Here is a 26,613-nt window from a genome sequence, read left to right on the forward strand (position 1 = left end):
TGCCTACAAAACGGCCGGGCAGCGCCTACAATGTCCGGCTTGTATTGCCACAAGACGAATCAAGGAGGAGAGGAGATATGGCGAGCAATTGGATCGAGGCGATCGATGCGCGCAGCGCGGGCGCGCTGGCGTCGGGAGCCTTGCAGCCGGTGCAGGCGGAGCAGACCGAGATGGAAGACGGCGGCATGCGCTTCATCGTGCGCTGGGTGTCGTCGCTGGCGGTGAAGGATGCGGCCAAGACTGCCCAGGTGGCGATCCCGGGCGGGCCGCGCGACCCGAACTTCAATCCCTTCCTGAATCCCGATCCGGAACTGACCGTCGGCCCGTTGGGCGACGAGCATGTCGTGATCCTGAACAAGTTTCCGCTCAGCGAGCGCCACCTGGTGCTGGCGCGGCGCGAGTTCGAGGAACAGCTGCTGCCATTGGCGCACAGCGACTTCGCCGCGCTGGCGGAGATCATGGCCGAGGCCGGCGGCATCGGCCTGTACAACGGCGGCACGGCCGCGGGTGCCAGTCAGCGCCACAAGCATGTGCAGTGGATTCCGTCGACCGCGGGCAACGCCAGCCTGCGCATCTTCGCGCCCGGCCTGCCGGCAGGCCTGCCCGAGCAGGGCGTGGCCCAGCATCCGGCGCTGCCGATGAAGCATTGCTTCGTGCGCGTGTGCTGCGGCGAAGGCGTGCCGGTGGAGACGGCGGCGGACAGCTTGAATGCAGCCTATCGGCTGGCCTGCGAGACCCTGGACCTGCAGCCGGGCTCGGATGGCCTGCTGTCGCCGTACAACCTGCTGGCGAGCGACGGCTGGCTGCTGGTACTGCCGCGCAGCGCGGAGCACTTCGAGGGGATTTCGATGAGTGCGGTGTGTTTCGGCGGCACTTTGTATACCCGCCAGCCGGAGCAGATCGAGTCGATCCGCCGTGTGGGGCCGTTGAAGGCGCTGGCGGCAGTCGGCTACTGAGGAGTGCTTACTGCGTGAATCCTGTTCAGGCGCCGGCGTCGTCCGGTGCCTGAGGTGTCGCCGTCTTGGGGGCCTTGGGAGGCTTGGGCGCTTTCGGCGGCGCCGGGCGGGCGTTCAGCCGGGTGGCGGCGGTGTTGAGTTCGCCCTTGGCGAGCAGCGGCCAGGCGGTGAGCGCCTTGTCGATGGACTCGTCGATCAACTGCTGTTCTTCGCGCCGTGCCGGCTTGAGGACGAAATTGATGACTTCGTTGCGATCGCCGGGATGGCCGATGCCGATGCGCAGGCGCCAGTAGTCGTGGGTGCCGAGGTGGGCGGAGGTGTCCTTGAGGCCGTTGTGGCCGCCGAGGCCGCCGCCGAACTTGAGGCGCAGCTGGCCGGGGGGGATGTCCAGCTCGTCATGGACGACGAGGATTTCCGCGGGTTCGATGCGGTAGAAACGCGCCAGGGCGCCGATGGCCTGGCCCGAGCGGTTCATGAAGGTCTGCGGCATCAGCAGCCATGCACCGGCTTCGCGGGCATTGGCGACCAGGCCGTGGAAACGGGATTCGTGCGAGAAGCGCAGGCCGAGCTCGTCGGCGAGCCGCTCACAAAACCAAAACCCGGCGTTGTGCCGGGTTTCAGCGTAGTCCTGCCCGGATTGCCGAGACCGACGATGAGGCGCAGGGGGCGCGAAGGCGCTGTGCTCATCGATCTACGGTCTCCGGCTTTCCGTGGTCTGGAGGACTCAGGCGGCTTCGCCTTCGCCTTCCTCGGCGTCGGCAGCAGCGCCCTTGACCTTCAGCGAGCTGGCGACCACCGGGTCGGCATCGCCGTGCTGGACCAGTTCGACACCGGCCGGCAGCTTGATCTGCGAGACGTGCACCGACTGGCCGGCTTCCAGCGCCGACAGGTCGACCTCGACGAACTCGGGCAGGTCCTTCGGCAGGCACTGGACGTCGATTTCGTTGAGGACGTGCGAGACGATGCAGCCGCCCAGCTTGACCGCGGGGCAGACGTCGTCGCCGATGAAGTGCAGCGGCACCTTCAGGTGCATCTTCTGGTCGGCGGCGACGCGCTGGAAGTCGATGTGCAGGACTTGCGGCTTGAAGGCGTGCCACTGGGTGTCGCGCAGCACGACGGTTTCCTTGTTGCCGTCGACGTCGATGGTCAGCACGGACGAGTGGAACACTTCCTTGCGCAGCAGGTGGAACAGCTCGTTGTGGTCGAGCGTGATCGGCAGGGCTTCGCTGGTGCCGTAGATGATGCCCGGCAGTTGGCCGGCACGACGCAGGCGGCGGCTCGCACCCGTACCTTGAGCGTCACGCTTGGCGGCCTTGAATTGGATTTGCATGTGTTGCTCCTGAAGTTGATGTCTCCGCCCGCGACCAGGCGAAAACGCAAAAAGCCCGCCCCTTCAGCCGAAGGCGCGGGCGAAAATCATTCCATGAACAGCGACGAGACGGATTCTTCGTTGCTGATGCGCAGGATGGTGTCGGCCAGCAGCGAGGCGACCGAGATCTGGCGGATGCGCGGGCTGGCCTTGGCGTCGTCGCGCAGCGGAATGGTGTCGGTGACGACCAGTTCGTCGAGTTCGGAGTCGTTGATGCGCGACACCGCGGCGCCCGACAGCACGGCGTGCGTGCAGTAGGACAGCACCCGCTTGGCGCCGTGTTCCTTGAGCGCGGAGGCAGCCTTGCACAGCGTGCCGGCGGTATCGACGATGTCGTCCATGATCACGCAGGTGCGGCCTTCGACTTCGCCGATGATGTTCATGACCTCGGAGACGTTGGCCTTCGGCCGGCGCTTGTCGATGATCGCCAGGTCGCATTCCATGCGCTTGGCGAAGGCGCGGGCGCGCACCACGCCGCCGACGTCGGGCGATACCACCAGCAGGTCGTCGTACTTCTGCTTGTCGAGGTCGTTCAGCAGCACCGGGGCGGCATAGACGTTGTCGACCGGGATGTCGAAGAAGCCCTGGATCTGGTCGGCGTGCAGGTCCATCGTCAGCAGGCGCTGGACGCCGGCGGCCTGCAGCATGTTGGCGACGACCTTGGCCGTGATCGGCACGCGCGCCGAGCGCGGGCGGCGGTCCTGGCGGGCATAGCCGAAATAGGGGATGGCGGCGGTGATGCGTCCGGCCGAGGCGCGCTTGAGCGCATCGACCAGCACCAGCAGTTCCATCAGGTTTTCGTTGGTCGGCGAACAGGTCGGCTGCAGCACGAAGACGTCCTTGCCGCGGACGTTCTCGAGCAGTTCGATGTTGACTTCACCATCCGAGAAGCGGCCGACGGTGGCCGAGCCGAGGGAGATGCCCAGGCGCCGCGTGACGTCCGCGCCGAGCTTGGGATTGGCGTTGCCGGTGAAGACCATCAGGCTGCCGTGGGGCATGATCGCTGCTCCGATGCCGTTTGAATTGTCGACCCTTGAAAACGACTCGGGCAGGCTCCCGGATCACACCTGGGCCTGCCCGTCGTTGTATGGCTGGGGAGGAAGGATTCGAACCCTCGAATGCCGGAATCAAAATCCGGTGCCTTAACCGACTTGGCGACTCCCCAATAAACCTTTTTCGCCAGCTCGTGAAATCGACTGTGACGAAGCGGCCGCTATTCTAGCCATTCGTACAGCGGATGGCGAGAGGCCGTTCGCACTTTCCAGGCCGTCCAGCGTTGCGGACAGCTTGCGGCGATGCGTTCCGCGTCCCGGGCCGAAGGGACTTCGGCGAAGACGCAGGCGCCCGAGCCTGTCATCCGGGCTGGTGCGTACTGCATCAGCCAGTCGATCGCACGCTGCACTTCCGGGTAGCGGCTGCATGCTACGGCCTGCAGATCGTTCCGTGTGGTGCTTGCTGCGAAGTCCGCCATTTTGATCAGAGGCGTGTTTCTCGTCAAGTCCCCTGCCGAAAAAATTTCGCCGGTGGGCACCGATACGCCCGGCGACACGATCACGTACCAGGCGGGCGCCAGTTCCATCGGCTGCAGGGCTTCGCCCACGCCTTCGGCGAAGGCGTCGCGGCCGAAGACGAAGACGGGCACGTCGGCGCCGAGCTGCAGGCCCAGCGCCTGCAATTCGCTGCGGCCGAGCCCGGTGTCCCACAGGCGGTTGAGCGCGATCAGCGTCGTCGCCGCATCCGAGCTGCCGCCGCCGATGCCGCCGCCCATCGGCAATACCTTGTGCAGCGCGATGTCGGCGCCGAGGCGGCAGCCGGTATGCGCCTGCAGCAGGTGGGCCGCGCGCACGACCAGGTCCTGCTCGGGCGGCACGCCGGCGATCGCGGTGGTACGCCGGATGTCGCCGTCCTCGCGCAGGCTGAAGTCGAGCGTATCGCCCCAGTCGAGCAGGCGGAAGGCGGTCTGCAGCAGGTGGTAGCCGTCGGCCCGGCGGCCGGTGACGTGCAGGAACAGGTTGAGCTTGGCCGGCGCGGGGCAGCCCGGCAGGCGTCGCGGGTCGGAAGTGTCCGGCGGGGTCAGGGCAGAGCAGTCCATGAATCGATGACGAGGCGGATGCGGGCGTCGCCGCGGGAGATGTCGAGGCGGGCCGGCGGCGCATCGCCGGCGGCGCCGGCGTATTCGAGGTATTCGATGCGCCAGCCCTGGTCGATGACGATGGCCGGACGGCCGGCGTCGTCGAGCGTGCGGACTTCGGCGCCGGCGTCGGGTGCCGCCTGCACCCAGCGGCTCAGGCGGCCGGCCGGCACCTCGGTGCCGAGCACGCGCGGCAACAGGGCTTCCGCACTGTCGGCGTGCAGCGACTGGCCGTCGGCGGTGCGCAGGCGGGCGCCGGCGGCATCGGCGTCGAGGGTGGCGACGATCTGCCCCATCGGCGTCAGCAGGGCGAAGCTGTCGGTGTCGTGCTCGTGCCGCCATTCGATGCGGCCGCTGGCGGCCCGGCTGCCGTCGTTGGCGGAGATGCGGCCTTGCAGCTCGAAGGCCGACGAGAAGCTGCGTGCGGCGATGTCCGCCGGCGCGGTGGCCGGCAGCGGCGCGCAGGCGGAGAAGGCCAGTGCGGCTGCGGCGACCGCCGCAGCCGGCAGGGAAAGGCGGCGCGTCGTCATTGGCCGCGCAGGCGGCGGACGGTGTCGGCCAGCAGGCTGTTGTCGGGGTGGGCCCGGCGGGCTTCGTCGAAGATGCGGTTCGCGTCCTCGCGGCGGTCCAGCGCCCACAGCACTTCGCCGAGGTGGGCGGCGATCTCGGCGTCCTGGCGGATCGTGTAGGCGCGCTCGAGGTGTTCCAGCGCGCCGGCTGCATCGCCGCGACGGAAACGTACCCAGCCCAGGCTGTCGAGAATGAAGGCGTCGTCGGGCGACAGCTCGTGTGCGCGGGCGATCAGCGCCTCGGCTTCGTCCAGGCGCATGTTGCGGTCGGCAAGCGAATAGCCCAGCGCGTTGTGGGCATGGGCGTGCTCGGGTTCGAGCTCGATCACGCGCCGCAGGCGGGCTTCCATGACCTCGATGCGGTTCACGCGCTCGGCCAGCATCGCCGTTTCGTACAGCAGGTCGACGTCGTCCGGCGTGGCGGCCAGGGCCTGGTCCAGGACGGCGAGGGCCTCGTCGGTGCGTTCGGCTTCGCGCAGCAACTGGGCTTCGGCCAGCAGGTAGCGGCGCATGTCCTCGTCGCTGCCCTGCTGCGCCTTCAGCAGCGCGCGGGCTTCGTTGACGCTGCCTTCGCGTGCCAGGCTCTGTGCGCTGCGGATCATCGCCTCGGAATGGTGGCGTTCGTCGCCGACTTCGCCGAACCACTTGCGTGCCAGCACGCCTTCGCCGCGCTGTTCGGCGATCTGGCCGAGCTGCAGGCGGATCAGGTCGGGTTGCGGATGGCCGGCTTCGAGCGCTTCCAGGTAGCGGGCTTCGGCGTCGGCGGTGTCGTCGAGCTGCATCGACAGCAGGCCGACGGCGTAGAGCAGTTCGGGATCGCCGGGGTTGGCGGCGAGCAGGCGGCGGAATTCGTCACGTGCCGCATCGAAACGCTGGGCGCTGACCAGCGCGCGGGCGTAGGTCAGGCGCAGCGAGGCGCTGTCGGGGTTGCGGGCGAGTTCGGCTTCCAGCTGGCGCACTGCTTCGGCGGTGGCGCCGGTGTGCTGCAGGATCTGCGCCTTCAACTGGACGGCGGGTTCCCAGCCCGGCCTCAACTGCAGCGCGGTGTCGACCGCACCCAGCGCCTGCATCGGCTCCTCGGCGATCATCGCCGCCTGGGCGCGGGCGATATGGGCTTCGGGGAGATCGAGGTAGGGATCGGTCAGGCGCCGGACGATGCCTTGCGCCGCCTCCTTGTCGGGAATGCCCGCGAGCGCCCGGTTCAGGCTCAGCAGGTTCTGGGCGAGGCGGGTATTGGATTGGGCCAGGGTGCGGGCCAGCTGGATCTGGACCTGTTCGAGGTTGACCGGGGCACTGCTGGCCATCTGGCTGCTGACGCCCGCAAGCACGCGGCGCGCCTCTTCGGAGCCGGGTGCGGTTTCGGTCCACAGCCGGGCGGCTTCGCCGGCCAGCTGGGGGTTGCGCGAATACATCGCGATCTCGGTGGCGCGGCGGGCGATGCGCGGATCGCGCGTGGCCCGCGCGAGATCGATGTAGAGCTGGGCCGACAGGCCGATCTGGCCGCGTGCGCCGGCGATTTCGGCGAGCAGGAACTGGTGAACGGTGCGCGGCGTCAGTTCCTGCGCCGGCAGCGCCCCGCCTGCCTCGCCCTCGTCCGCCGCGCCGGCGAGGCAGGCGGTGGTGCTCAGGCCGATGGCCAGGCACAGGATGCGGAGAGAGCGGGAGGAGCGAGTGTTCATATCGGTGGTCCGGCGGGCTGCAGCGGTTCGCGCAGTGAAGATGGTGCCACGGAAGGCAGGGGCGCACATGCAAGGATGTATACCGTGGGTGTCGGCAGGTTTTGGAGTGCTGCTCTAGAATTCGGTTCGATCAAGCATGGTATGCAGATCGGCGTCCGACCCGCAAGACGGGCCGCGCGGGCGCCGTGAGGTTTGCCCAGCTTCGTCCCCGCCCCCGTCACCCCGACCCCCGATAGCGCCGATGCCCGAACTGCCCGAAGTCGAAACCACCTGCCGCGGCATCCGCCCCCATGTCGAAGGCCATGAACTGAGCGGGCTGCGCGTGCGCAATCCGCGGCTGCGCCTGCCGGTGCCGCCCGAACTCGCCGAGCGGATCGTCGGCCGGACGCTGCAGGGCGTGTCGCGGCGGGCGAAGTACCTGTTGCTGGATTTCGGCCCCGGCACGGTGATCGTGCATCTGGGCATGTCGGGCAGCCTGCGCCTGGTCGCCGCCGACGAAATGCCCGGCACGCACGACCATGTCGATTTCGTCTTCGGCGCGCAGGCCCTGCGGCTGCGCGATCCGCGCCGCTTCGGCATGGTGGTGTGGCAGGACGGGGCGCCCGAGCGGCATCCGCTGCTGGCGCATCTGGGGCCGGAGCCGCTGGGCGAGTTTTTCGACGCGGCCTGGCTGTTCCGCGTCACGCGCGGCCTGCGGGCGCCGATCAAGCACGTGCTGATGGACAACCGCAAGCTGGTCGGTGTCGGCAACATCTACGCCTCGGAAAGCCTGTTCCGTGCCCGCATCCATCCGCTGGAGCCGGCCGGCACGCTGGGCCTGCGGCGTTGTGCGCGGCTGGTGCAGACGGTGCGCGAGACGCTGACCGACGCCATCGCCGCAGGCGGCAGCACCTTGCGCGACTTCGTCGGCGGCGACGGCCGGCCCGGCTATTTCCAGCAGCAGTACTTCGTTTATGGCCGCGCCGGCGAAGCCTGCCGGCAGTGCGGCGGCACGGTGCTCGGCATCGTCAGCGGCCAGCGGGCGACCTACTTCTGCCCGCGCTGCCAGCGCCGCCGCTGAGCCGGAGTGCGCATTTCTACATGGTCGCGCCTCGTCTTCGCCGCTATGCTGCGGATATTTCGCTTCGTGCCCTGAGTCCTGTGAGCGACCCGATGACCGAATTGATCGACCAGTTTTCAGCCTATGCCGGCTGGCGTACCGCCGCCGCCGATTCCGTCGCGCGCCTGCGCGCGTGGCTGGCGCGCAACGAAGTCGGCGACGTCCAGAGCGACCTGCGCCTGCAATACCTGCTGGAGCGGCTGCGTGACGACAAGCTGACGGTGGCTTTCGTCGCCGAGTTCTCGCGCGGCAAGTCGGAGCTGATCAATGCGATCTTCTTCGCCGACTACGGCGACCGCATCCTGCCTTCCAGCGCCGGACGCACGACGATGTGCCCGACCGAGCTGCAATGGCGCAAGGGTGCGCAGCCGGAGCTGCGCCTGCTGCCGATCCGCACGCGCGCCTGCCAAACGCCGGTCAGCGAACTGAAGCGCTATGCCGAGGAATGGCAGACCGTGTCGCTGCAGAGCCTGGATGCCGGCAGCCTGCAGGCGGCGCTCGCCCGCGTCGGCGAAACCGAACGCGTGACGCAGGACGAAGCCGTCCGCCTCGGTTTCGCCGTCGACGCCGGTGGCGACGACGGGCTGAAGCCGGGCGCGGACGGCCTGGTCGAGATTCCGAGCTGGCGCCATGCGGTGATCCAGTTTCCGCATCCGCTGCTCGAACAAGGCCTGGTGGTGCTCGACACGCCGGGCCTGAACGCGATCGGCGCCGAACCCGAGCTGACCTTGTCGATGCTGCCGAGCGCGCATGCGGTGCTGTTCATCCTCGCCGCCGACACCGGCGTCACCCAGAGCGATCTGACCGTGTGGCGCAGCTATGTGCAGGGCGGCAGCCAGCGTGGCCGCCTGGTGGTGCTGAACAAGATCGACGGCCTGTGGGACGGCCTGCGCGACGAGGCGCGGATCGACGCCGAGATCGCCCGCCAGGTGGCCTCGGTCGCGGCGACGCTGGAGATCGGCGCCGAGGCGGTGTTTCCGGTGTCGGCGCAGAAAGGGCTGGTGGCGCGGGTCACCGGCGATGCGCCGCTGCTCGCGCGCAGCCGCATGCCGGCGCTGGAGCAGGCACTGACCGGCGGCCTGCTGCCCGCCAAGCAGGACATCGTGCGCGAAGACACGCTGGCCGAGACCGGCGAGGTGATGGCGCAGACGCGCGTGCTGCTCGAAGCCCGCCTGGCCGGCCTGCGCGAACAACTGCAGGAGCTGACCGACCTGCGCGGCAAGAACCAGAGCGTCATCGAGTACATGATGCGCAAGATCCGCAGCGAGAAGGACGACTTCGAGCAGGGGCTGCAGAAGTACTACGCCGTGCGTTCGGTGTTCTCCGAGCTCACCAACAGCCTGCTCGCCAACATCGGCATGGATGCGCTGCGCGACCAGACCCGTCGCACGCGCGAGGCGATGCTGGAATCGACCTTCACCAAGGGCCTGCGCGACGCGATGGAAGGCTTCTTCCGCCACCTGCGCGAGAACCTGCTGCGCTCGACGGCAGAGATCGGCGAGATCTCCAGGATGCTCGACGCCATGTACAAGCGCTTCAGCGTCGAGCACGGGCTCAAGCTGACGCCGCCCGAATCCTTCTCCACGCTGCGCTACGAGAAGGAGATCGACCGCCTGGAAGCGGCCTTCAACCGCCAGCTCAACACCACGCTGACGCTGGTGACGACCGAGAAGCATGCGCTGACGCAGAAGTTCTTCGAGACCGTCGCGGTGCAGGCCCGGCGCACTTTCGAAGTCGCCAACCGCGACGTCGAGCAGTGGCTGCGCGCGGTGATGTCGCCGCTGGAGACCCAGGTGCGCGAATACCAGATCCAGCTCAAGCGCCGGCTCGAAAGCGTCAAGCGCATCCACCAGGCGACGGACACGCTGGAAGACCGGGTCGAGGAACTGAAGCAGGGCGAGGACAACGTGCTGGCGATGCTGGCGCAGCTCGACGCCCTGCAGCGGGAAATCGCCGAAACCCTCGGGCCGCCGGCGCGGGGCGAGCGGGAAAGCGGGCGCGGCGCCGAAGTGCGCGCGGCGGCCTGAACCCGAATGCACGAAGCCGCCCGCTGCATTGCGCAGCGGGCGGCTTCGTCGTCTTCAGCGCGAGCGGCTACTCAGCCTTCGGTCAGCTTCTTGTACTTCTCCATCAGTTCGTCCTGCGTCTCGGGCCGGTCCGGGTCGAGTGGGATACAGTCGACCGGGCAGACCTGCTGACATTGCGGTTCGTCGAAGTGGCCGACGCACTCGGTGCATTTGTTCGGGTCGATGACGTAGATTTCATCACCCTGGGAGATGGCGCCGTTGGGGCATTCCGGTTCGCAGACGTCGCAGTTGATGCACTCGTCGGTAATCTTCAGAGCCATGGTGTTCGCTTCCTTGCTATTGCCTTGATTTCAGTTTTTCCTGCAGCCGTGCCAGCACCGAAGGCTGCACGAACTTGCTTACATCGCCGCCCAGACGGGCGATTTCCCGGACCATCGTGGCCGAGATGAACATGTATTCCTCTGCCGGCGTCAGGAATACGGTTTCGACGTCCGGGTGAAGCTTGCGGTTCATCCCGGCCATCTGGAACTCGTACTCGAAGTCCGACACTGCGCGCAGGCCGCGCAAAATGACGCGCGCGTTCTGCTGCCTGAGGAAGTCCATCAGCAGACAGTCGAAGCCGATGATCGTGACGTTGGGGTAGTCCGCCACCGCCTCGCGGGCGATTTCCACCCGCTCGTCGAGGCCGAAGATCGGCCCCTTGCTGTTGCTGCGTGCAACCGCGACGATGACGCGGTCGAACAGCACCGACGCCCGGCGGACGAGATCGGCATGCCCCCGGGTGAACGGGTCGAACGTCCCCGGATAGACCGCCACCGCTTCCTTCATTCCTGGCTCCTGCGCATCAGATGGAAATTGACCGTTCCGGCGCGGCCCTGCTTGACCGCCTGCCAGCTCCCCAGCTTTGCCACCGTGGCTTCGGACTCGACGTAGATCCATCCGTCGGGTTTCAGCAGCGAGTCCAGCCAGGGCTGTATCCGCTCGATCCAGCCCTGCTTGTAGGGCGGGTCGAGAAACACGCCGTCGAACTTCCGTTGCGCGTTTTGGGCGAATCTTACCGCATCGCCGCACACGATCTCTACTTGCGACGCTTGTAAGGTCTTTGCCGCATTGTGCAGCGCGGCGACCGCACGGGGATTGCGCTCGACCAGCACGACGGATTCGGCGCCGCGCGAGGCGGCTTCGAAGCCGAGGATGCCGCTGCCGGCGAAGAGGTCGAGGCAGTGCTCGCCGGCCAGCGTCTGGCCCAGCCAGTTGAACAGGGTCTCGCGCACGCGGTCGGGCGTCGGGCGCAGGCCCTGGGCGTCGGTGACCTCGAGCAGGCGCGAGCGCCACTGGCCGCCGACGATGCGGACACGGCTCATTTGCCGGCTTCTGCCGCGGTGGGCGTGGCGTCGGCCTTGTCGCCATCGCCGCCGGCGATCACGGTGACCAACTGGTCGGCGTGGATGCGGCGGGCGAAGGCGTCGCGGACCTGTTCGGCGCCGACCGCGGCGACCTGCTGCGGATAGGTGTCGAGCCAGTCGAGCGGCAGGCGGTAGAAGCCGATCATCGCCACGTAGCCGAGGATCTTGGCATTCGAGTCCAGGCGCAGGCCGAAGCCGTTGATCAGGTTGTCCTTGGCGGCCTGCAGCTCTTCTGCGCTCGGGCCTTCGGCGATGAAGCCGGCCAGGGTGTCGCGCACCACTGCGAGGGCTTCGTCGGCCTGGCTGCCACGGGTCTGCAGGCCGATCTGGAAGGGGCCGGCAACCTGCTGCGGCGAGAAGAAGCTATAGACGCTGTAGGCGAAGCCGCGGTTTTCGCGCACTTCCTTGGTCAGCCGCGAGACGAAGCCGCCGCCGCCGAGCACGTAGTTGCCCACCAGCAGCGGGAAGTAGTCGGCGTCCTCGCGTGCCAGGCCGGGCTGGCCGACGAGGATGTGGGCCTGCGCCGAAGGGTTGGGAATGTGCAGCACGGTCGCCTGCGTCGGCGATGGCGCGGGCAGCGGGGCCGCGGCTTCGACCGGCGGCAACTGCTCGGTCAGTCGGATGGCGATGCGCTCGGCGGTGGCGCGATCGACGTCGCCGACGATGGCGACCGAGGCACGCTGGGCGCCGAAATGGCGGCGGTGGAAATCGACCAGGTCGTCGCGCGTGATCGACTCCAGCGATTCCGGCGTGACGCTGCCGCCGTAGGGGTGGCCGGCGTAGAGCGCTTCGTTGAAGCGGCGGGCGGCCAGCGTGGCGGGCTTGGTCAGCGCTTCGCGCAGGCCGGCGAGGGTGCGCTTGCGCTCGCGCTCGAGGATCTCTTCCGGGAAGGTGGGCTGGGCGAGCAGGTTGGCGCCGAGTTCGACCGCGGCGTCGCGCTCGGCTTCGGACGACAGGCTGCGGATCGACAGGCTGGCGCGGTCGCTGTCGGTGCTGCCGCCGATCTGTGCGCCAATGTCGGCGATGCGGTCGGCGATCTGCTGTTCGTCGAGCGCGGTGGTGCCGGCGTCGAGCAGGCTCTGCGTCAGGCTGGCGAGGCCGGCCTTGTCGGCGGGCTCGTAGGCCGAGCCGGCGGCGAAATCGACCTGGATGTCGACCAGCGGCAGGGCGCGGCTTTCGACGTAGAGCACGCGGGCGCCGGTCGGCGCCGTCCATTGTTCGATCCTGGGGCCGGCCAGCGCGGGGCTGGCGACGAACTGGGCGAGCAAGGCCAGGCTGGTCACCAGCGGCGTGAACAGGCTGAGGGAAAAGGGGCGGGAAGTCTTGGTCATGTCAGGGATTCCGTCGGTTGGCGGAAGCGATCAGTGATGCGCCGGCGCGAGCGGCGAGCGCGGCTGCCGGGGTGCCTGCGTCTCGAGCGGCTGAGGGTCGAGGCGGGCGATGTTCAGGCTGTCGTCGCTGAAGTAGCGCTGTGCCACGCGGCGGACTTCCTCGGCGGTGACGCTGCGCAGGCCTTCGAGCAGCAGCTCTTCGTCGCGCCACGACAGGCCGGCCGACTCCATGTAGCCGATTTCCATCGCCTGCCCCATCAGCGAGTCGCGCTTGTAGACCCGGCTGGCCACGGCCTGGGTCTTGACCCGGGCAAGCTCGGCCTCGCTCACGCCTTCGTCGCGGATGCGCTGCAGTTCGGCGCGCAGGGCGGCTTCGAGCTCGTCGACCGAGTGGCCGGGAGCCGGCACGCCGTCGAGGTAGAACAGCGCCGGGCCGCGGCCGCTGCCGTCGTAGCCGGCGCCGGCGGACAGCGCCAGGCCGCTGTCGCGCACCAGCCTGCGGGTCAGGCGGGCGCCGTCGTAACCGTCGAGCACGGCCGACAGCACCTGCAGCGCGTAGGCGTCGCGATCCCGTGCCGGGTCGCGCATGGCGGGCACGTGCCAGGCCATGCTCAGGTAGGGCAGTTCGGCCGGCGCCTTCACCACCGCTTGGCGCGGCCCCTGCTGGACGGGTTCGGCGGAGATGCGGCGGGCGGGCAGCGGGCGTGCGGAGATCGGGCCGTAGTAGCGTTCGGCGTCGCGGAACACGCGGCGGTGGTCGACGTCGCCCACCACCACCAGGTAGGCATTGGCCGGCGTATACCAGCGGCGATACCACTCGCGGGCATCCTCGGGCTGCATCGCCTCCAGGTCGGGCATCCAGCCGATCACCGGGCGGCGGTAGGGATGGGCCTTGAAGGCGGTGGCCATCAACTGTTCGTAGACCAGCGCCCGCGGCTGGTCGTCGGTGCGCAGGCGGCGCTCTTCCTTGACCACTTCGAGCTCGCGGCGGAAGGCTTCGTCGTCCAGCACCAGGTGCTGCATGCGGTCGGCTTCGAGCGCCATCATCTCGCTCAGCCGGTCCGGCGGCACCTGCTGGAAATAGGCGGTGTAGTCCTTGCCGGTGAAGGCGTTGTCGCGCCCGCCGACGGCGGCTACCCGCTTGTTGAACTCGCCGGGGCCGACGTTCCTGGTGCCCTTGAACATCATGTGCTCGAGCACGTGGGCGACGCCGGACACGCCTTCGGGTTCGTCCATCGAGCCGCTGCGGTACCACACCATGTGCACCGCCGACGGCGCGCGGCGGTCTTCCTTGACGATGACCTTCATGCCGTTGGTGAGCGTGGTCTCGAAGGGATTGGCAAGCGCGCCCGAAGGCGTGAGCAGCGGCGCGGCGGCGATGCCGCCGATGACCAGGGCGCGGGCAAACGTGTGGAGAAACATGGGGATGTCCTGCATCTGTTAGAATTCGCGGCGCTCCGCCGGGCCGGGCGCGCAGTGTGCGCCGGCCGGACGGGGAGCCGCATCTTAACGTGATCGGTTGCGGGTGCCCACGGCTGGCGTGGGGCGCTGCCGACGCGAAACGTTCCCTCTGACCCGAGCGTGTAATGTTTGGTTTCCTGAAGAAGAAGTTCGGCAAGACCGGGCAAACCGAAGCCGGCCAGCCGCCGGCCGAGGACCTTGCCGAACAGGTATCGGCCGATGCAGGCCCCGATGTCGTGCCCGGAGCGGAGCAAGAAGCTGCCGCTCGGCAACTGCCCGCCGAGCGCCTCGATAAGCCTGCCGAGTCGTGGGTGGAGGAGGCGGCCGCGCCGCTCACCGGGTCCGCGCCTGTCGTCGAAACCCCGCCCGAAGTCACGGCTGAAGCCGTAGTCGAGTCCGCAATCCTGCCGCCGGTCGCCGAAGTGGCCGAGCCTGCCGCTGCCACCGAAGAGCCCGTGGCCGCCATCGAGCCCGAGCCGGTGGATATGCCGGCCGCCGTCGAAGAAATCGCCGAGCCAGCCGTGCCCGCCGATGAGCCTGATGTTCCGGCCGCTGCCGAAGCACCGGCCAGGCGCTCCTGGACCGACCGCCTCAAGGCCGGCCTGGCCCGCACCCGGCAGCAGCTGGGCGGTGGCCTGGCGAGCCTGTTCGGCCGCCGCAAGATCGACGAAGAACTGCTCGAGGAGCTCGAATCGACATTGCTGATGGCCGATTGCGGTGTCGAGGCCACCCAGCACCTGATCGACGACCTGCGCCTGCGCTGGAAGCGCGACCGGCTGGAAACCGCCGATCAACTGCAGAAGGCGCTGGCCGACGGCCTGCAGGCCATCGTCGCACCGCTCGAAGAGCCGCTCGACGCCGGCACCCACAAGCCTTTCGTGATCATGATCGCGGGCGTCAACGGCGCCGGCAAGACGACTTCGATCGGCAAGCTGGCCAAGCATTTCCAGGCCCAGGGCAAGAGCGTGCTGCTGGCCGCCGGCGACACTTTCCGTGCCGCGGCGCGCGAGCAACTGATGACCTGGGGCGAGCGCAACAAGGTCACCGTGGTAGCGCAGGACGGCGGTGATGCCGCGGCAGTGATCTTCGACGCGATCAACGCCGCGCGCGCGCGCAACATCGACATCGTGCTGGCCGATACCGCCGGCCGGCTGCCGACCCAGCTCCACCTGATGGAAGAGATCGCCAAGGTCAAGCGCGTCATCGCCAAGGCCGACCCGAGTGGTCCGCACGAGGTGCTGCTGGTGCTCGACGCCAACATCGGCCAGAACGCGCTGGCCCAGGTCAAGGCTTTCGACAAGGCGATCGGCGTCACCGGCCTGGTCGTGGCCAAGCTCGACGGCACCGCCAAGGGCGGCGTGCTGGCGGCGATCGCGCGCCAGTGCCCGAAGCCCTTGCGCTTCATCGGCGTCGGCGAAGGCATCGACGACCTGCAGCCGTTCAAGGCGCGCGAATTCGTCGACGCGCTGTTCGAGCCTGCCGCGGGTACTGTGCGGAATGGAGAAGGCGAACGTTCATGATCGTCTTCGAGGACGTGGCCAAACGCTATGCGGGCGGCTACACGGCGCTGGCCGGCGTCGACTTTGCGATTCGCCATGGCGAGCTGGTGGTGCTGTCCGGCCATTCCGGCGCCGGCAAGAGCACGCTGCTGAAGCTGATCCCGGTCATCGAACGGCCGAGTGCCGGCCGCGTGCTGATCAACGGCCAGGACGTGTCGCATCTGCCGAAGGCGGCGATTCCCTACCTGCGCCGCAACCTCGGCCTGGTGCTGCAGGAAAGCCGGCTGCTGTTCGACCGCAGCGTGTTCGACAACGTCATGTTGCCGCTGGTGATCACCGGCCATCCGCCGCGCGACGCCGCCAAGCGGGTAGCCGCCGCGCTCGATCGCGTCGGCCTGAACGGGCGCGGCAAGGAAGTGCCGGCAGGGCTGTCGGGCGGCGAGCAGCAGCGGGTGGCGATCGCGCGCGCGATCGTCAACAGGCCATCCATCCTGATCGCCGACGAACCCACCGCCCACCTCGACCCGGCCTATGCGGCGGACATCGCCGAGCTGTTCCTGTCCTTCAACGAGGCGGGCGTCACGGTGCTGGTCAGCACCCACGACGCCTCGCTGTTCGCTGCCAGCCAGCCGCGCCGGCTGGTGCTGGAGAAGGGCATGCTGAGCGAGGACAACCGCCCAATCGGCAGCACTGCGGATGAGGTGTTCGCATGAGCCACTGGCTGTATCTGCACGTGCGGGCGATCGCCGATGCGCTGCGCCGCCTGTTCGGCCAGCCGGTCGGCACCCTGCTGTCGGCGCTGGTGGTCGGGATCGCGCTGTCGCTGCCCGGCGGCGGCTACCTGCTGCTGGACAACGTCGCCTCGCTGGCGCGCGGCGTGTCGGGCACGCCGGAAATCAGCGTCTTCCTCGACACCCAGGCGCAAAAGGCCGACACCGAGGCGATCGAGGCCAGGCTCAAGGCCATGCCGGCGCTGGCCAGCTATCGCTTCGTCGCCCGCGACGAAGCGCTCGGTCAGCTCACCGCCAGCGGCCTGGGCGACGTGCTGGCCGGGCTGGGCGACAATCCGCTGCCCGATGCCTTCGTGCTGACGCCGCAGGGCGAGGACCCCGAACTGTTCGAGCAGATGGCGGCGGACATCGGCAACTGGCCCAAGGTGGCCCACGTGCAGCTCGACTCGGCCTGGGTCGCGCGCCTGCATGCCTTGCTGGAGCTGGGGCGCTCCGCGGTGCTGATGCTGGCCGGGCTGCTCGGTTTCGCCCTCGTCATCGTCACCTTCAACACCATCCGCCTGCAGATCCTGACCCAGCGCCAGGAAATCGAAGTGAGCCGCCTGCTCGGCGCCACCGACCCCTTCATCCGCCGGCCCTTCTACTGGTTCGGCGGGCTGCAGGGCGCGCTCGGCGGCCTGGTCGCGCTCGGCACGGTGTGGCTCGGCGTGCAGGCGCTGGGGCAGCCGGTGGCGCGGCTGGCGCAGACCTACGGCGCGGTGTTCCAGCTCGGCGGCCCGGATTGGCGCGCGTCGCTGGCGATCGTCGCCTTCGCGGCCTTCCTCGGCTGGCTGGGCGCGGTCATTTCAGTGCGCCGGCATCTCGCCAGCACTTGATTTTCCGGGCTTCGCCCCCAGTTCGATGGGATCGCCGGTCTTGCCGCAACATGCTTGCTGTATGCTGGCGAGCGATTGGAGATGACCATTCATGAAGGGCTTGTCGATAGCGAGATTGAATCGTCCGTATCTCGATTATCAATTAGAGCAATCCATCGAACCGGTCTAAACTTCGCTCCATCAGTTCAACGCCCCCGTTTCATCAACCCCCTCTGGAGGATGTCAGATGTCGCTGATCAACACCGAAGTCAAGCCTTTCAAAGCCCAAGCCTACAAGAACGGCAAGTTCATCGAAGTCACCGACGCCGACCTGAAGGGCAAGTGGTCCGTGCTGATCTTCATGCCGGCCGCCTTCACCTTCAACTGCCCGACCGAAATCGAAGACGCCGCCGAGCACTACGGCGAGTTCCAGAAGGCCGGTGCCGAAGTCTACATCGTCACCACCGACACCCACTTCTCGCACAAGGTGTGGCACGAAACCTCGCAGGCCGTCGGCAAGGCCCAGTTCGCCCTGGTCGGTGACCCGACCCACCAGCTGACCAACGCCTTCGACGTGCATATCGCGGAAGAAGGCCTGGCCCTGCGCGGTACCTTCATCGTCAACCCGGAAGGCATCATCAAGACGATGGAAGTGCACGACAACGCCATCGCCCGTGACGTCACCGAAACCGTGCGCAAGCTGAAGGCCGCCCAGTACGTCGCCGCCCACCCGAACGAAGTGTGCCCGGCGAAGTGGAAGGAAGGCGAAAAGACGCTGGCGCCGTCGATCGACCTGGTCGGCAAGATCTGAGTCCATCGTCGCACCGTCCGGGCCCATCCGGCCCGGGCTGCCCGCTCCACAGCCGGCCGAGTGCCGGCTGTGTCGTATCAGGATCGCCGTAAACAGCGGCGACCGTACTTTTGAAGGAAGAAGCCATCATGCTGGACGCCAACATCAAGACTCAACTGAAAGCCTATCTGGAACGGGTGACGCAGCCGATCGAGATCGTGGCGTCGCTGGACGATGGTCCGAAGTCGCACGAAATGCAGGAGCTGCTCCGCGACGTCGCCGAGCAGTCCAACCTGATCACGCTGATCGAACGCCGCGACGGCGACGAGCGCAAGCCGTCCTTCTCGGTCGGCCCCAAGGGCGGCGAGGCGCGCGTGCGTTTCGCCGGCCTGCCGATGGGCCATGAATTCACCTCGCTGATCCTCGCCCTGCTGCAGGCCGGCGGCTATCCGCCCAAGGTCGAGGCCGAGGTGATCGAGCAGATCAAGAGCCTCGAAGGCGACTTCGAGTTCGTCACCTACATCTCGCTGTCCTGCCACAACTGCCCCGACGTGGTGCAGGCGCTGAACCTGATGGCGGTCCTGAACCCCAACGTCCGCCACACCATGGTCGATGGCGGCGTGTTCCAGCAGGAAGTCGAGGCACGCCAGATCATGGCGGTGCCGACGGTCTACCTGAACGGCGAGGAATTCGGCGCCGGCCGCATGGAGCTGGGCGAGATCCTCGCCAAGGTCGACACCGGCGCTGCGGCGCGCGACGCCAAGAAGCTGTCGGCCAAGGAAGCCTTCGACGTGCTGATCGTCGGCGGCGGCCCGGCCGGTGCCGCGGCGGCGATCTATGCCGCGCGCAAGGGCATCCGCACCGGCATCGTCGCCGAGCGCTTCGGCGGCCAGGTGATGGACACGCTGGCGATCGAGAACTTCATCTCGGTGAAGGAAACCGAAGGGCCGAAGCTGGTGATGGCGCTCGAAGAGCACGTCAAGCAGTACGAAGTCGACGTCATGAACCTGCAGCGCGCGGCCAAGCTGGTGCCGGGCAGCGCGGACGGCGCCACGCTGGCCGAAGTGCAGCTGGAAAACGGTGCGTCGCTGAAGGCGAAGACGGTGATCCTCGCCACCGGCGCACGCTGGCGCGAAATGAACGTGCCCGGCGAGCAGGAGTTCCGCGGCAAGGGCGTGGCCTACTGCCCGCACTGCGACGGCCCGCTGTTCAAGGGCAAGCGCGTGGCGGTGATCGGCGGCGGCAACTCGGGCGTCGAGGCGGCGATCGACCTCGCCGGCATCGTCGGCCACGTCACGCTGCTGGAGTTCGCCGACGATCTGCGTGCCGACGCGGTGCTGCAGCGGAAGCTCTACAGCCTGGCCAACGTCACCGTGATCAAGAGCGCGCTGACCACCGAAGTCACCGGCAGCGAGAAGGTGAACGGCCTGGTGTAGTACCGACCGCAAGACCGGCGAGCCGCACCGCATCGAACTGGAAGGCATCTTCGTCCAGATCGGCCTGCTGCCGAACACCGACTTCCTGAAGGACACGATCGAGCTGAGCCGCTTCGGCGAGATCGTCGTCGATCCGAAGTGCCAGACTTCGGTGCCGGGCGTGTTCGCCGCCGGCGACTGCACCACGGTGCCGTACAAGCAGATCGTCATCGCCATGGGCGAAGGCTCCAAGGCGGCACTGTCGGCCTTCGACCACCTGATCCGGACCAGCGCGCCGGCCTGATCCGCTGCCGCACTGTCGTAGAATGCCCCGCCTGCTGCGGGGCATTTTCGCTTTCCGGCGCCGCCCCTTTCTGACGGAGAATTCCCTTGCTTTTCAACTGGTTCGAGCGCCGTGTCGATCCTTATCCCGAGACGCCGCCGCAGCCCGCGCCGAAGCGCTTCTTCGCCTTCCTGTGGGCGGCGACCGAAGGCACGCGGCCCTTCATCCTCGGCATGATGCTGCTGACCGCGGCCATCGGCGCCTTCGAGGCGCTGCTGTTCGCGATGCTGGGCAAGGTGGTGGACTGGCTGGCGGCGATGGAGCCGGCGCGGCTGTGGGCCGACGAAGGTAGCAAGCTGCTGTGGCTGGCGGCGATCGTGTCCGGCAGCATCGTGCTGGTGGCCGTGCAGACCATGCTCAAGCACCAGGCGCTGGCGGGCAATTTCCCGATGCGGCTGCGCTGGAAGTTCCACAGCCTGATGCTCGGCCAGAGCATGAGCTTCTACCAGGACGAGTTCGCCGGCCGGGTGTCGGCCAAGGTCATGCAGACCGCGCTGGCGGTGCGCGACACCTGCCTGATCATGACCGACATCCTGGTCTTCGTCGTCATCTACTTCGTCACCCTCACCGCGGTGGTGGCGAGCTTCGATCTGTGGATGCTGCTGCCCTTTCTCGGCTGGCTGGCGCTGTACGCGGTGTCGCTGCGCTGGTTCGTGCCGCGGCTGTCGAAAGTGGCGCGGGCCCAGGCCGACGCGCGTTCGCTGATGACCGGCCGCATCACCGATGCCTACACCAACATCGCCACGGTGAAGCTGTTCTCCCACGCCGGCCGCGAGGCGGGCTACGCACGCAGTGCGATGCAGGAGTTCATGCACACCGTGCATGCGCAGATGCGGCTGGTCAGCTGCATCGAGATCGTCAACCACAGCTTGTCGATGCTGCTGATCCTGTCGACCGGCGGCCTCGCGCTGTGGCTGTGGAGCCAGGGCCAGGTCGGCGTCGGCGCGGTGGCGGCGGCGACGGCGATGGCGCTGCGCCTGAACGGCATGTCGCACTGGGTGATGTGGGAGATGGCCTCGCTGTTCGAGAACGTCGGCACCGTGCAGGACGGCATCAACACCTTGTCGCGCCCGCATGCGGTGGTCGATCGCGCGGATGCGAAGCCGCTGGTGGTGGACCGGGGCGAGATCCGCTTCGAGCACCTGGGCTTCGCCTACGGTGCGACCGGGCCGGAGGCGCAACGCATCATCGACGACCTGTCGCTGACGATCCGGCCGGGCGAGAAGATCGGCCTGGTCGGACGCTCGGGCGCCGGCAAGTCCACGCTGGTCAATCTGCTGCTGCGCTTCTACGACATCGACCAGGGCCGCATCCTGATCGACGGCCAGGACGTCGCCACGGTGACGCAGGACAGCCTGCGCGCGCAGATCGGCATGGTGACGCAGGACACCTCGCTGCTGCACCGCTCGGTGCGCGACAACATCCTGTACGGCCGTCCGGATGCGGGTGAGGCCGAGATGATCTCGGCCGCGAAGCGTGCCGAAGCGCACGATTTCGTCCTCGGCCTCACCGACCCGAAAGGCCGCATCGGCTACGACGCCCACGTCGGCGAGCGCGGCGTGAAGCTCTCCGGCGGCCAGCGCCAGCGCATCGCCATCGCCCGCGTGATGCTCAAGGATGCGCCGATCCTGCTGCTCGACGAGGCCACCAGCGCGCTCGACTCCGAAGTCGAGGCGGCGATCCAGGCCAGCCTGTACCGCCTGATGGAAGGCAAGACGGTGGTGGCGATCGCCCACCGGCTGTCGACCATCGCGGCGATGGACCGGCTGGTGGTGATGGACAAGGGGCGCATCGTCGAGGAGGGCGACCACCGCAGCCTGCTCGCGCGCGGCGGCCTGTATGCACGGCTGTGGGCACGGCAGAGCGGCGGCTTCATCGGCGAGGCGACCGAGGACGACGAGATCGCCGGTCTCGCGTCCACGCCGGCCTGAACGCCGCCGTCCGCGCCTGCGGCCGGCGCTGGCGCGGGCATGCTTGCCGCTTCGGCGACGGCAAGGCATTGTGCACCGGAAACCATGACATCCAAGTCTTTGCTCTCCACCGCCCACGGGAACGATGCCCGGTACTGCCGCAGTCTCGTGTTCGTCCACCTGCTGGTCGCCTTGCTGTTCGGCGGCCTGCTATGGACCGAACTGCGGCAGGTCGACCGGGCGTCGATGGCGGTTGCGCGCGAACGGGGCGAGACCCTGTTCCGCCTGGTCGAGACCACGCGCGACTGGAACGCCAGCCATGGCGGCGTCTATGTGCTGACGACGGACGACAGCCAGCCCAACCCCCATCTCGCCCATCCCCGGCGCGACGTCGTCACGCTGGACGGGCAGCGCCTGACGATGGTCAATCCGGCCATCATGACGCGGCAGCTCGCCGAACTCGCGGAGCGGGTCGGCGGCATCCGGCTGCACCTCACCAGCCTGCGGCCGCTGCGCCCGGCCAACCGGCCCGACCCCTGGGAAGCCGAGGCGCTGGCCGCGTTCGAGCGCGGCGTGCCGGAGCGCCTGGCGCTGGTCGATACCGAGGCCGGCGCGGCCCATCGCTACATGGCGCCGCTGTACGTGGTCGAGTCCTGCCTGCAATGCCACGCTGCCGACGGCTATCGCCTCGGCGACATCCGCGGCGGCATCTCGGTGACCATGCCCGCCGCCCCGCTGCTGGCCGTGCGCGACGCCCAGCGCCGGCGCGTCGCCTGGATGTTCCTGGCGGCCTTCGTGTTCGTGGCGGGATCGATCCACTACGTCTTCGCCACCGCGCGGCGCCACGTGCGCGCCATCGCCCGCGTCAATGCCGAGCAGGAGCAACTGATCGCGCAGCGCACCGGCGAGCTGGAGGCGAGCAACCTCGGGCTGGCGCGCGAGATCGATCGGCGCCAGCGCGACCAGCGCCGCCTCGCTGCCAGCGAGGCACGCTACCGGGCGATCTTCGACAGCACGGCCGAGGGGATCATGCTGATCGACGACCGGATGCGGATCGTGCAGGTCAACCCGGCCTTCACCGCGATCACCGGCTACGGCGAGGACGAAGTGCGTGGCCGCGGGCTGGATCTGCTCGGGGCGGGGCGCCACGGGCAGGATTTCTTCGACGGCATCCGCGACGCGCTGGCCGATGGCGGGCGCTGGCAGGGTGAAATCTGGAACCGGCGCAAGAGCGGCGACGCCTATGTGCAGTGGATGTCGATCACGCGGGCCAGCCTGGCGGGCGAGGCTGAAACCTTCGTCGCGACGCTGACCGACATCACGCTGCGCAAGGAGGCCGAACAGCGCATGCAGTACCGCGCCGACCACGACGCCCTGACCGGCCTGCCCAACCGCGCGCTGTTCCAGGACCGGCTCGAGGCCGCGCTGGCGAAGATCCGCCGCAGCGGCGGCCTGTTCGCGGTGCTGTTCATCGACCTCGACCGCTTCAAGGCGGTCAATGACAGCCTGGGCCACCCGGCGGGCGACGCCCTGCTGATCGAGGCCGGCAGCCGGATCGCCGCCTGCGTGCGCGAATCGGATACCGTGGCCCGCTTCGGCGGCGACGAGTTCGCCGCCATCCTGCTCGAAGTGGGCGGCGCCGAGGATGCCCGGGAAGCGGCGCAGCGCATCTGCGCCGCACTGGCCCTGCCCTTCATGCTGGAGCAGGGCGAGGCACGGGTGTCCGGTTCGGTCGGGATCGCGCTGTCGCCACTGCATGGCGACGATCGCGCCAGCCTCGAAAGCTGCGCCGACCAGGCACTTTACGCGGTCAAGCGGAAAGGCGGAGGGGCTGGTGCGTGTATCCGCCCGACGGCTGGCCGGCCGGCGAAAAGGCCTGAAGCCGCGCCTACGGGGACGGTTTCCGGTGGTATGGGCCTCAGGCTCCGAGCAGCGTGTCCGCAAGCGCTTCCGGACTGGCTGCCGCCTGCCAGTGCGCCGCCATGTCGCCGGCCTGCAGGCTGCCGTAGCCCCAGGTCGCGGCGATGAAGGGCAGGCGGTTGGCGTCGGCGGATTCGCCGTCTTCGGCACGATCGCCGACATAGACCGCCTCCGCGTGCGCAATGCCGCGGTCGGCGAGCAGGCGCGCGATCATCGCGGCCTTGTCGGGCAGGCGTGGCTCGAACATGTCCAGTGCATAGACGGCGTCGAAATGGTGCGCCCAGCCGAGGTGTTGCAGGATCAATTGCGTGGGGTGGAGACGCTTGTTGGTGGCGATGGCGAGGCGGCGGCCGCCTGCCGCCAGCCGGGCCAGCATCTCGCCGACGCCGGCATAGGCCGCCGTCTGCAGGTAGCCGGTGCTGTCGTAGCTGGCCTTGAAGCCTTCGGCCAGCGGGGCGATCAGCGCAGGGTCGGTGCTGCCTGCCAGCATCTGCAGGGTCTCGGTCAGCGGCGGGCCGACGATGGAGGCGTCGATCGTGCGCGCGGGGCTGCGGCTGGCAGCGGCGAAAGCGTCGCGGTAGCTGGCGAGAATGGCGGGTGCGGAGTCGATCAGGGTGCCGTCCAGATCGAACAGGATGTGGCGGTAGGTGGGCATGGCGGCGTGCTCCGAATCGGTCAGGAGGCGGTGAAGCCGGGTATCGCGATGCCTGAGCGGATGAGCCAGATCATCGTGCTGATGGTCAGGAAGGCCAGCGTGGTGGTTGCCACCAGGGTAGCGGCGCAAATGCCTTCCTGGCCGTATTTCTGCCCCAGGATCGGGTAGATGCTGAGCATGGAGATGCTGGCGATGGTGAGTGCGGCGGCGTGCATCACGGGGTCGACCGGCGCCACCAGCAGGAAGGCGATGAATATGGCCAGCGGATGGATGACGAGCTTGCCGAAGGTGACGATGCCGATCTTGTCGACCATGCCGCCGAGTTTCTGCCCCACCAGCGTGCCGCCGATGACGAACAGCGCCACCGAAACCGCGCTGAGGGCGAACAGCTCCACCACTTTCGCCAGCGGGCCGGGCAGCTTGACTTCGAGCATGGCGCAGCTCACGCCGGCGGCAATGGACAGGATCAGCGGATTCTTCGCCAGCCTGCCGAGGGTCTGCAGCACGACGCGATGGAATTTCTGCCCGCTGCTGCCGCTGCTCTCGGCGATGGCCAGCACCAGCGGGATCAGCAGGATGTTCTCGACGATGAAGGTCAATGCCAGGGCCACGATGCTCGCCGGGCCGAGAAACTGCAGCAGCACGGCGTAGCAGATGAAACCGTTCGATACCGAGGTGCCGAGGCCGCGGATCGCGCTGGCCGGCAGGTTCTCGCCTTGCCGCCAGCGCGCCCAGCCGAAACCGAAGGCGAAGGAGGCGAGCGAGCCGAGGGTGTAGGCGAGCAGGTAGTCGGTGTTCATGACCTCGGCGAACGAGCGTTCCGACAGGGCTCTGAACATCATCGCCGGCAGGGCGAAGGTGATCACGAACTTGCCGAGACCGCGGCACTCGGCCTTGCTGACGACTTCTGCGCGGACGGAGATGAAGCCGATGGCGATGATGATGAATACGGGGCCGATGATGGCAAGGATTTCTAGCATCGTGCAGGGGGGAGAGGAATGTGATTGTTGTTCTGCCTCCCGCTCTGGGCGGGGCGATCAGGGCGCACTCTACCGCATCCCGTCCCGTTTTCGGGCCGGCCGGCCGCCGTTCGCGCATCTCCGGCCGAATGGAAAGAATTCCTGAGCATGTGCCTGTCCGGGCGAAGCCTGCGGTATGTTTGGCAGCCCCTGCGTTCCGTGCCGTCCTTCTTCTTTCCGCCAATGCCCATTCTCAAGCACCGACTGTTGCGGCTCGTCGCTCTGGCGCGGCGCTATCCGGGCGTGATCGCGGCCTTCGGCTTCGTTTCCGGCGTGGCGAGCTTCTTTCTGGTCGATCGCCACGAGGGCTTTGCCCGCATCATCGCGCTGGTGATGCTGCTCGGCTGGGTCTGGCTGGTGCTGGAGCGGATGCTGAGCGAGATGCTGCTCGACCGTTTCGGCCTGCGCCTGCCGGCGCCGGTGCTGCGCTATGCGACCCAGCTGATCCACCAGGAGAGCCTGTTCTTCGCCTTGCCCTTCTTCCTTGCCAGCACGTCGTGGAACAGCGGCCAGGCGGTGTTCACCGGTGGTCTGATCGTGGCGGCGCTGGTGGCGCTGATCGATCCGATCTACTACCGCCGGCTTGCGCCCCGGCGCTGGCTGTTCCTCACTTATCACACGCTGACGCTGTTCGTGGTGCTGCTGGTGGCGATGCCGCTGATCCTGCAGCTGCCGACCGCGCGCAGCTACGAGCTTGCGCTGGGCATCGCGGTGCTGCTCGCCTTTCCCAGCCTGCTCGGCTCGATCACGGTGCCGCGCTGGTGGCGCGGGGTGCTGGTGGTGGGGCTGATGGGTGCGCTCGCGGCGACGGGCTGGCTGGCGCGGCTGTGGGTGCCGCCGGCCACGCTGCGCCTGACCGACGTCGCGCTCGCCAGCAGGATCGACGATGCGCAGCGGGCGCCGGCCGACAGTCTGGCCGAGATCGACGCCGCCCAGTTGGCGGCGCAGGGCCTCTACGCCTACACCGCGATCAGCGCGCCGCTGGGCCTGCAGGAGCGTGTGCAGCATGTCTGGCTCCACGAAGGGCGCGAGATCGACCGGATCGCCCTCGACATCCGCGGCGGGCGCAAGGAAGGCTACCGCGCCTGGACGCACAAGCAGCGCTTTCCGGAGAATCCGGCCGGCCGCTGGCAGGTCAGGGTGCTGACCGGGGACGAGCAGATGATCGGTACGCTGCGCTTCCGCGTCAGTGGCATGCCAGCCGGCGGCTGAGGGGCGGGGTTCGCCCATTTGCACACCGCCGGCGATTCGCCGCCCCGGCAGCGGGAAACCGTCGTCCGCCTGCCCGAAACGGCCTTGCCGCAGCAGAGGAAATGTCCAGCGTGGCGTGCTTCTCGCCCGGGCTCATTTGATCCTTCAAACCGCGGAAGCCTGCGTGTAGCCTCCACTCGCCTGCCCGTATCGGCGCTTGCCTGCGTTTCGCGGCACCGTTGCGGCATTTGTTCGTGG

The 26,613-nt window shown here is 68.2% G+C and carries 22 protein-coding genes, 1 tRNA gene and 2 pseudogenes; 11 read left to right on the forward strand and 14 right to left on the reverse strand.

The features are described from left to right. The first annotated feature begins 77 nt into the window (after window positions 1-77). A complete protein-coding gene (locus AAFL97_RS01445) occupies window positions 78-956 on the forward strand; it encodes an ATP adenylyltransferase family protein (RefSeq protein ID WP_341643436.1) in 879 nt (292 codons plus the stop codon). A gap of 25 nt (window positions 957-981) precedes the next feature. Here AAFL97_RS01445 and pth read toward each other — a convergent pair. The 7 genes and pseudogenes from pth to AAFL97_RS01480 form a co-directional block, all read right to left on the reverse strand. Continuing rightward, window positions 982-1,643: pseudogene (pth, locus tag AAFL97_RS01450) on the reverse strand (aminoacyl-tRNA hydrolase). Between the two features lie 37 nt (window positions 1,644-1,680). Beyond that, window positions 1,681-2,286, reverse strand: coding sequence for a 50S ribosomal protein L25/general stress protein Ctc (locus AAFL97_RS01455; protein ID WP_341643437.1), 606 nt, complete (start codon window positions 2,284-2,286; stop codon window positions 1,681-1,683). Between the two features lie 86 nt (window positions 2,287-2,372). Next, complete coding sequence (locus AAFL97_RS01460; RefSeq protein ID WP_341643438.1) at window positions 2,373-3,323, reverse strand: ribose-phosphate pyrophosphokinase; 951 nt, start codon at window positions 3,321-3,323, stop codon at window positions 2,373-2,375. Window positions 3,324-3,413: 90 nt separating this feature from the next. Continuing rightward, a tRNA-Gln gene (locus AAFL97_RS01465) sits at window positions 3,414-3,490 on the reverse strand. Window positions 3,491-3,538: 48 nt separating this feature from the next. After that, the gene (ispE, locus tag AAFL97_RS01470) at window positions 3,539-4,417 is read right to left on the reverse strand and encodes a 4-(cytidine 5'-diphospho)-2-C-methyl-D-erythritol kinase (protein WP_341643439.1); all 879 of its coding nucleotides are present in this window, start codon (window positions 4,415-4,417) and stop codon (window positions 3,539-3,541) included. Further along, entirely contained in the window at window positions 4,399-4,986 is a 588-nt protein-coding gene (gene lolB / locus AAFL97_RS01475) for a lipoprotein insertase outer membrane protein LolB (RefSeq protein ID WP_341643440.1), read from the reverse strand. The genes ispE and lolB overlap by 19 nt, the downstream gene beginning before the upstream one ends. Beyond that, window positions 4,983-6,704: a tetratricopeptide repeat protein gene (locus tag AAFL97_RS01480; RefSeq protein ID WP_341643441.1), complete on the reverse strand. Its 1,722-nt coding sequence runs from the start codon at window positions 6,702-6,704 to the stop codon at window positions 4,983-4,985. The genes lolB and AAFL97_RS01480 overlap by 4 nt, the downstream gene beginning before the upstream one ends. A gap of 241 nt (window positions 6,705-6,945) precedes the next feature. Here AAFL97_RS01480 and mutM point away from each other — a divergent pair, with 241 nt between their 5' ends. Both mutM and AAFL97_RS01490 read left to right on the forward strand, forming a co-directional pair. Next, on the forward strand, window positions 6,946-7,764 hold the full coding sequence (mutM, locus tag AAFL97_RS01485) for a bifunctional DNA-formamidopyrimidine glycosylase/DNA-(apurinic or apyrimidinic site) lyase (RefSeq protein WP_341643442.1): 819 nt from the start codon (window positions 6,946-6,948) through the stop codon (window positions 7,762-7,764). A gap of 92 nt (window positions 7,765-7,856) precedes the next feature. After that, window positions 7,857-9,830, forward strand: coding sequence for a dynamin family protein (locus AAFL97_RS01490; protein WP_341643443.1), 1,974 nt, complete (start codon window positions 7,857-7,859; stop codon window positions 9,828-9,830). 71 nt (window positions 9,831-9,901) lie between these two features. On the opposite strand, the gene AAFL97_RS01495 is transcribed toward AAFL97_RS01490, so the two are convergent. Genes AAFL97_RS01495 through AAFL97_RS01515 form a run of 5 tightly spaced genes read right to left on the reverse strand, consistent with a single transcriptional unit; the run spans window position 9,902 to window position 13,989 of the window. Continuing rightward, window positions 9,902-10,150, reverse strand: coding sequence for a YfhL family 4Fe-4S dicluster ferredoxin (locus AAFL97_RS01495; protein ID WP_341643444.1), 249 nt, complete (start codon window positions 10,148-10,150; stop codon window positions 9,902-9,904). Window positions 10,151-10,166: 16 nt separating this feature from the next. Next, on the reverse strand, window positions 10,167-10,658 hold the full coding sequence (gene coaD / locus AAFL97_RS01500; RefSeq protein WP_341643445.1) for a pantetheine-phosphate adenylyltransferase: 492 nt from the start codon (window positions 10,656-10,658) through the stop codon (window positions 10,167-10,169). After that, window positions 10,655-11,194 carry a 16S rRNA (guanine(966)-N(2))-methyltransferase RsmD gene (gene rsmD, locus AAFL97_RS01505; RefSeq protein WP_341643446.1) on the reverse strand — a complete coding sequence of 180 codons (540 nt, stop codon included), beginning with the start codon at window positions 11,192-11,194 and terminating at the stop codon, window positions 10,655-10,657. Before rsmD ends, coaD begins: the two co-directional genes overlap by 4 nt. Next, on the reverse strand, window positions 11,191-12,567 hold the full coding sequence (locus tag AAFL97_RS01510; RefSeq protein WP_341643447.1) for a M16 family metallopeptidase: 1,377 nt from the start codon (window positions 12,565-12,567) through the stop codon (window positions 11,191-11,193). The genes rsmD and AAFL97_RS01510 overlap by 4 nt, the downstream gene beginning before the upstream one ends. 30 nt (window positions 12,568-12,597) lie before the next feature. After that, complete coding sequence (locus tag AAFL97_RS01515) at window positions 12,598-13,989, reverse strand: M16 family metallopeptidase (protein WP_341643448.1); 1,392 nt, start codon at window positions 13,987-13,989, stop codon at window positions 12,598-12,600. 164 nt (window positions 13,990-14,153) lie between these two features. Between AAFL97_RS01515 and ftsY the strand changes: the two genes are divergently transcribed. The 7 genes and pseudogenes from ftsY (at window position 14,154) to AAFL97_RS01550 (ending at window position 23,598) form a co-directional block, all read left to right on the forward strand. Further along, on the forward strand, window positions 14,154-15,548 hold the full coding sequence (gene ftsY, locus AAFL97_RS01520; RefSeq protein ID WP_341643449.1) for a signal recognition particle-docking protein FtsY: 1,395 nt from the start codon (window positions 14,154-14,156) through the stop codon (window positions 15,546-15,548). Next, entirely contained in the window at window positions 15,545-16,240 is a 696-nt protein-coding gene (locus tag AAFL97_RS01525; RefSeq protein WP_263460684.1) for a cell division ATP-binding protein FtsE, read from the forward strand. The genes ftsY and AAFL97_RS01525 overlap by 4 nt, the downstream gene beginning before the upstream one ends. Beyond that, window positions 16,237-17,133 (forward strand): permease-like cell division protein FtsX, encoded by an 897-nt coding sequence (gene ftsX, locus AAFL97_RS01530; protein WP_263460685.1) that lies wholly within the window; start codon window positions 16,237-16,239, stop codon window positions 17,131-17,133. The genes AAFL97_RS01525 and ftsX overlap by 4 nt, the downstream gene beginning before the upstream one ends. A gap of 226 nt (window positions 17,134-17,359) precedes the next feature. Then, on the forward strand, window positions 17,360-17,923 hold the full coding sequence (gene ahpC / locus AAFL97_RS01535) for an alkyl hydroperoxide reductase subunit C (RefSeq protein ID WP_263460686.1): 564 nt from the start codon (window positions 17,360-17,362) through the stop codon (window positions 17,921-17,923). A gap of 128 nt (window positions 17,924-18,051) precedes the next feature. Beyond that, window positions 18,052-19,621: pseudogene (gene ahpF, locus AAFL97_RS01540) on the forward strand (alkyl hydroperoxide reductase subunit F). Window positions 19,622-19,707: 86 nt separating this feature from the next. Next, entirely contained in the window at window positions 19,708-21,591 is a 1,884-nt protein-coding gene (locus tag AAFL97_RS01545; protein WP_341643450.1) for an ABC transporter ATP-binding protein, read from the forward strand. Window positions 21,592-21,675: 84 nt separating this feature from the next. Continuing rightward, window positions 21,676-23,598 (forward strand): diguanylate cyclase domain-containing protein, encoded by a 1,923-nt coding sequence (locus AAFL97_RS01550; protein WP_341643451.1) that lies wholly within the window; start codon window positions 21,676-21,678, stop codon window positions 23,596-23,598. Here AAFL97_RS01550 and AAFL97_RS01555 read toward each other — a convergent pair. Both AAFL97_RS01555 and AAFL97_RS01560 read right to left on the reverse strand, forming a co-directional pair. After that, window positions 23,489-24,145: an HAD family hydrolase gene (locus AAFL97_RS01555; protein WP_341643452.1), complete on the reverse strand. Its 657-nt coding sequence runs from the start codon at window positions 24,143-24,145 to the stop codon at window positions 23,489-23,491. The genes AAFL97_RS01550 and AAFL97_RS01555 overlap by 110 nt on opposite strands. A gap of 20 nt (window positions 24,146-24,165) precedes the next feature. After that, a complete protein-coding gene (locus AAFL97_RS01560) occupies window positions 24,166-25,125 on the reverse strand; it encodes an AEC family transporter (RefSeq protein WP_341643453.1) in 960 nt (319 codons plus the stop codon). Between the two features lie 222 nt (window positions 25,126-25,347). On the opposite strand from AAFL97_RS01560, the gene AAFL97_RS01565 reads away from it, so the two are divergent. After that, window positions 25,348-26,376, forward strand: coding sequence for a DUF5924 family protein (locus AAFL97_RS01565; RefSeq protein WP_341643454.1), 1,029 nt, complete (start codon window positions 25,348-25,350; stop codon window positions 26,374-26,376). Window positions 26,377-26,613 lie beyond the last annotated feature (237 nt).

It is taken from the genome of Thauera sp. SDU_THAU2, from assembly GCF_038260575.1.
GTDB lineage: Bacteria > Pseudomonadota > Gammaproteobacteria > Burkholderiales > Rhodocyclaceae > Thauera.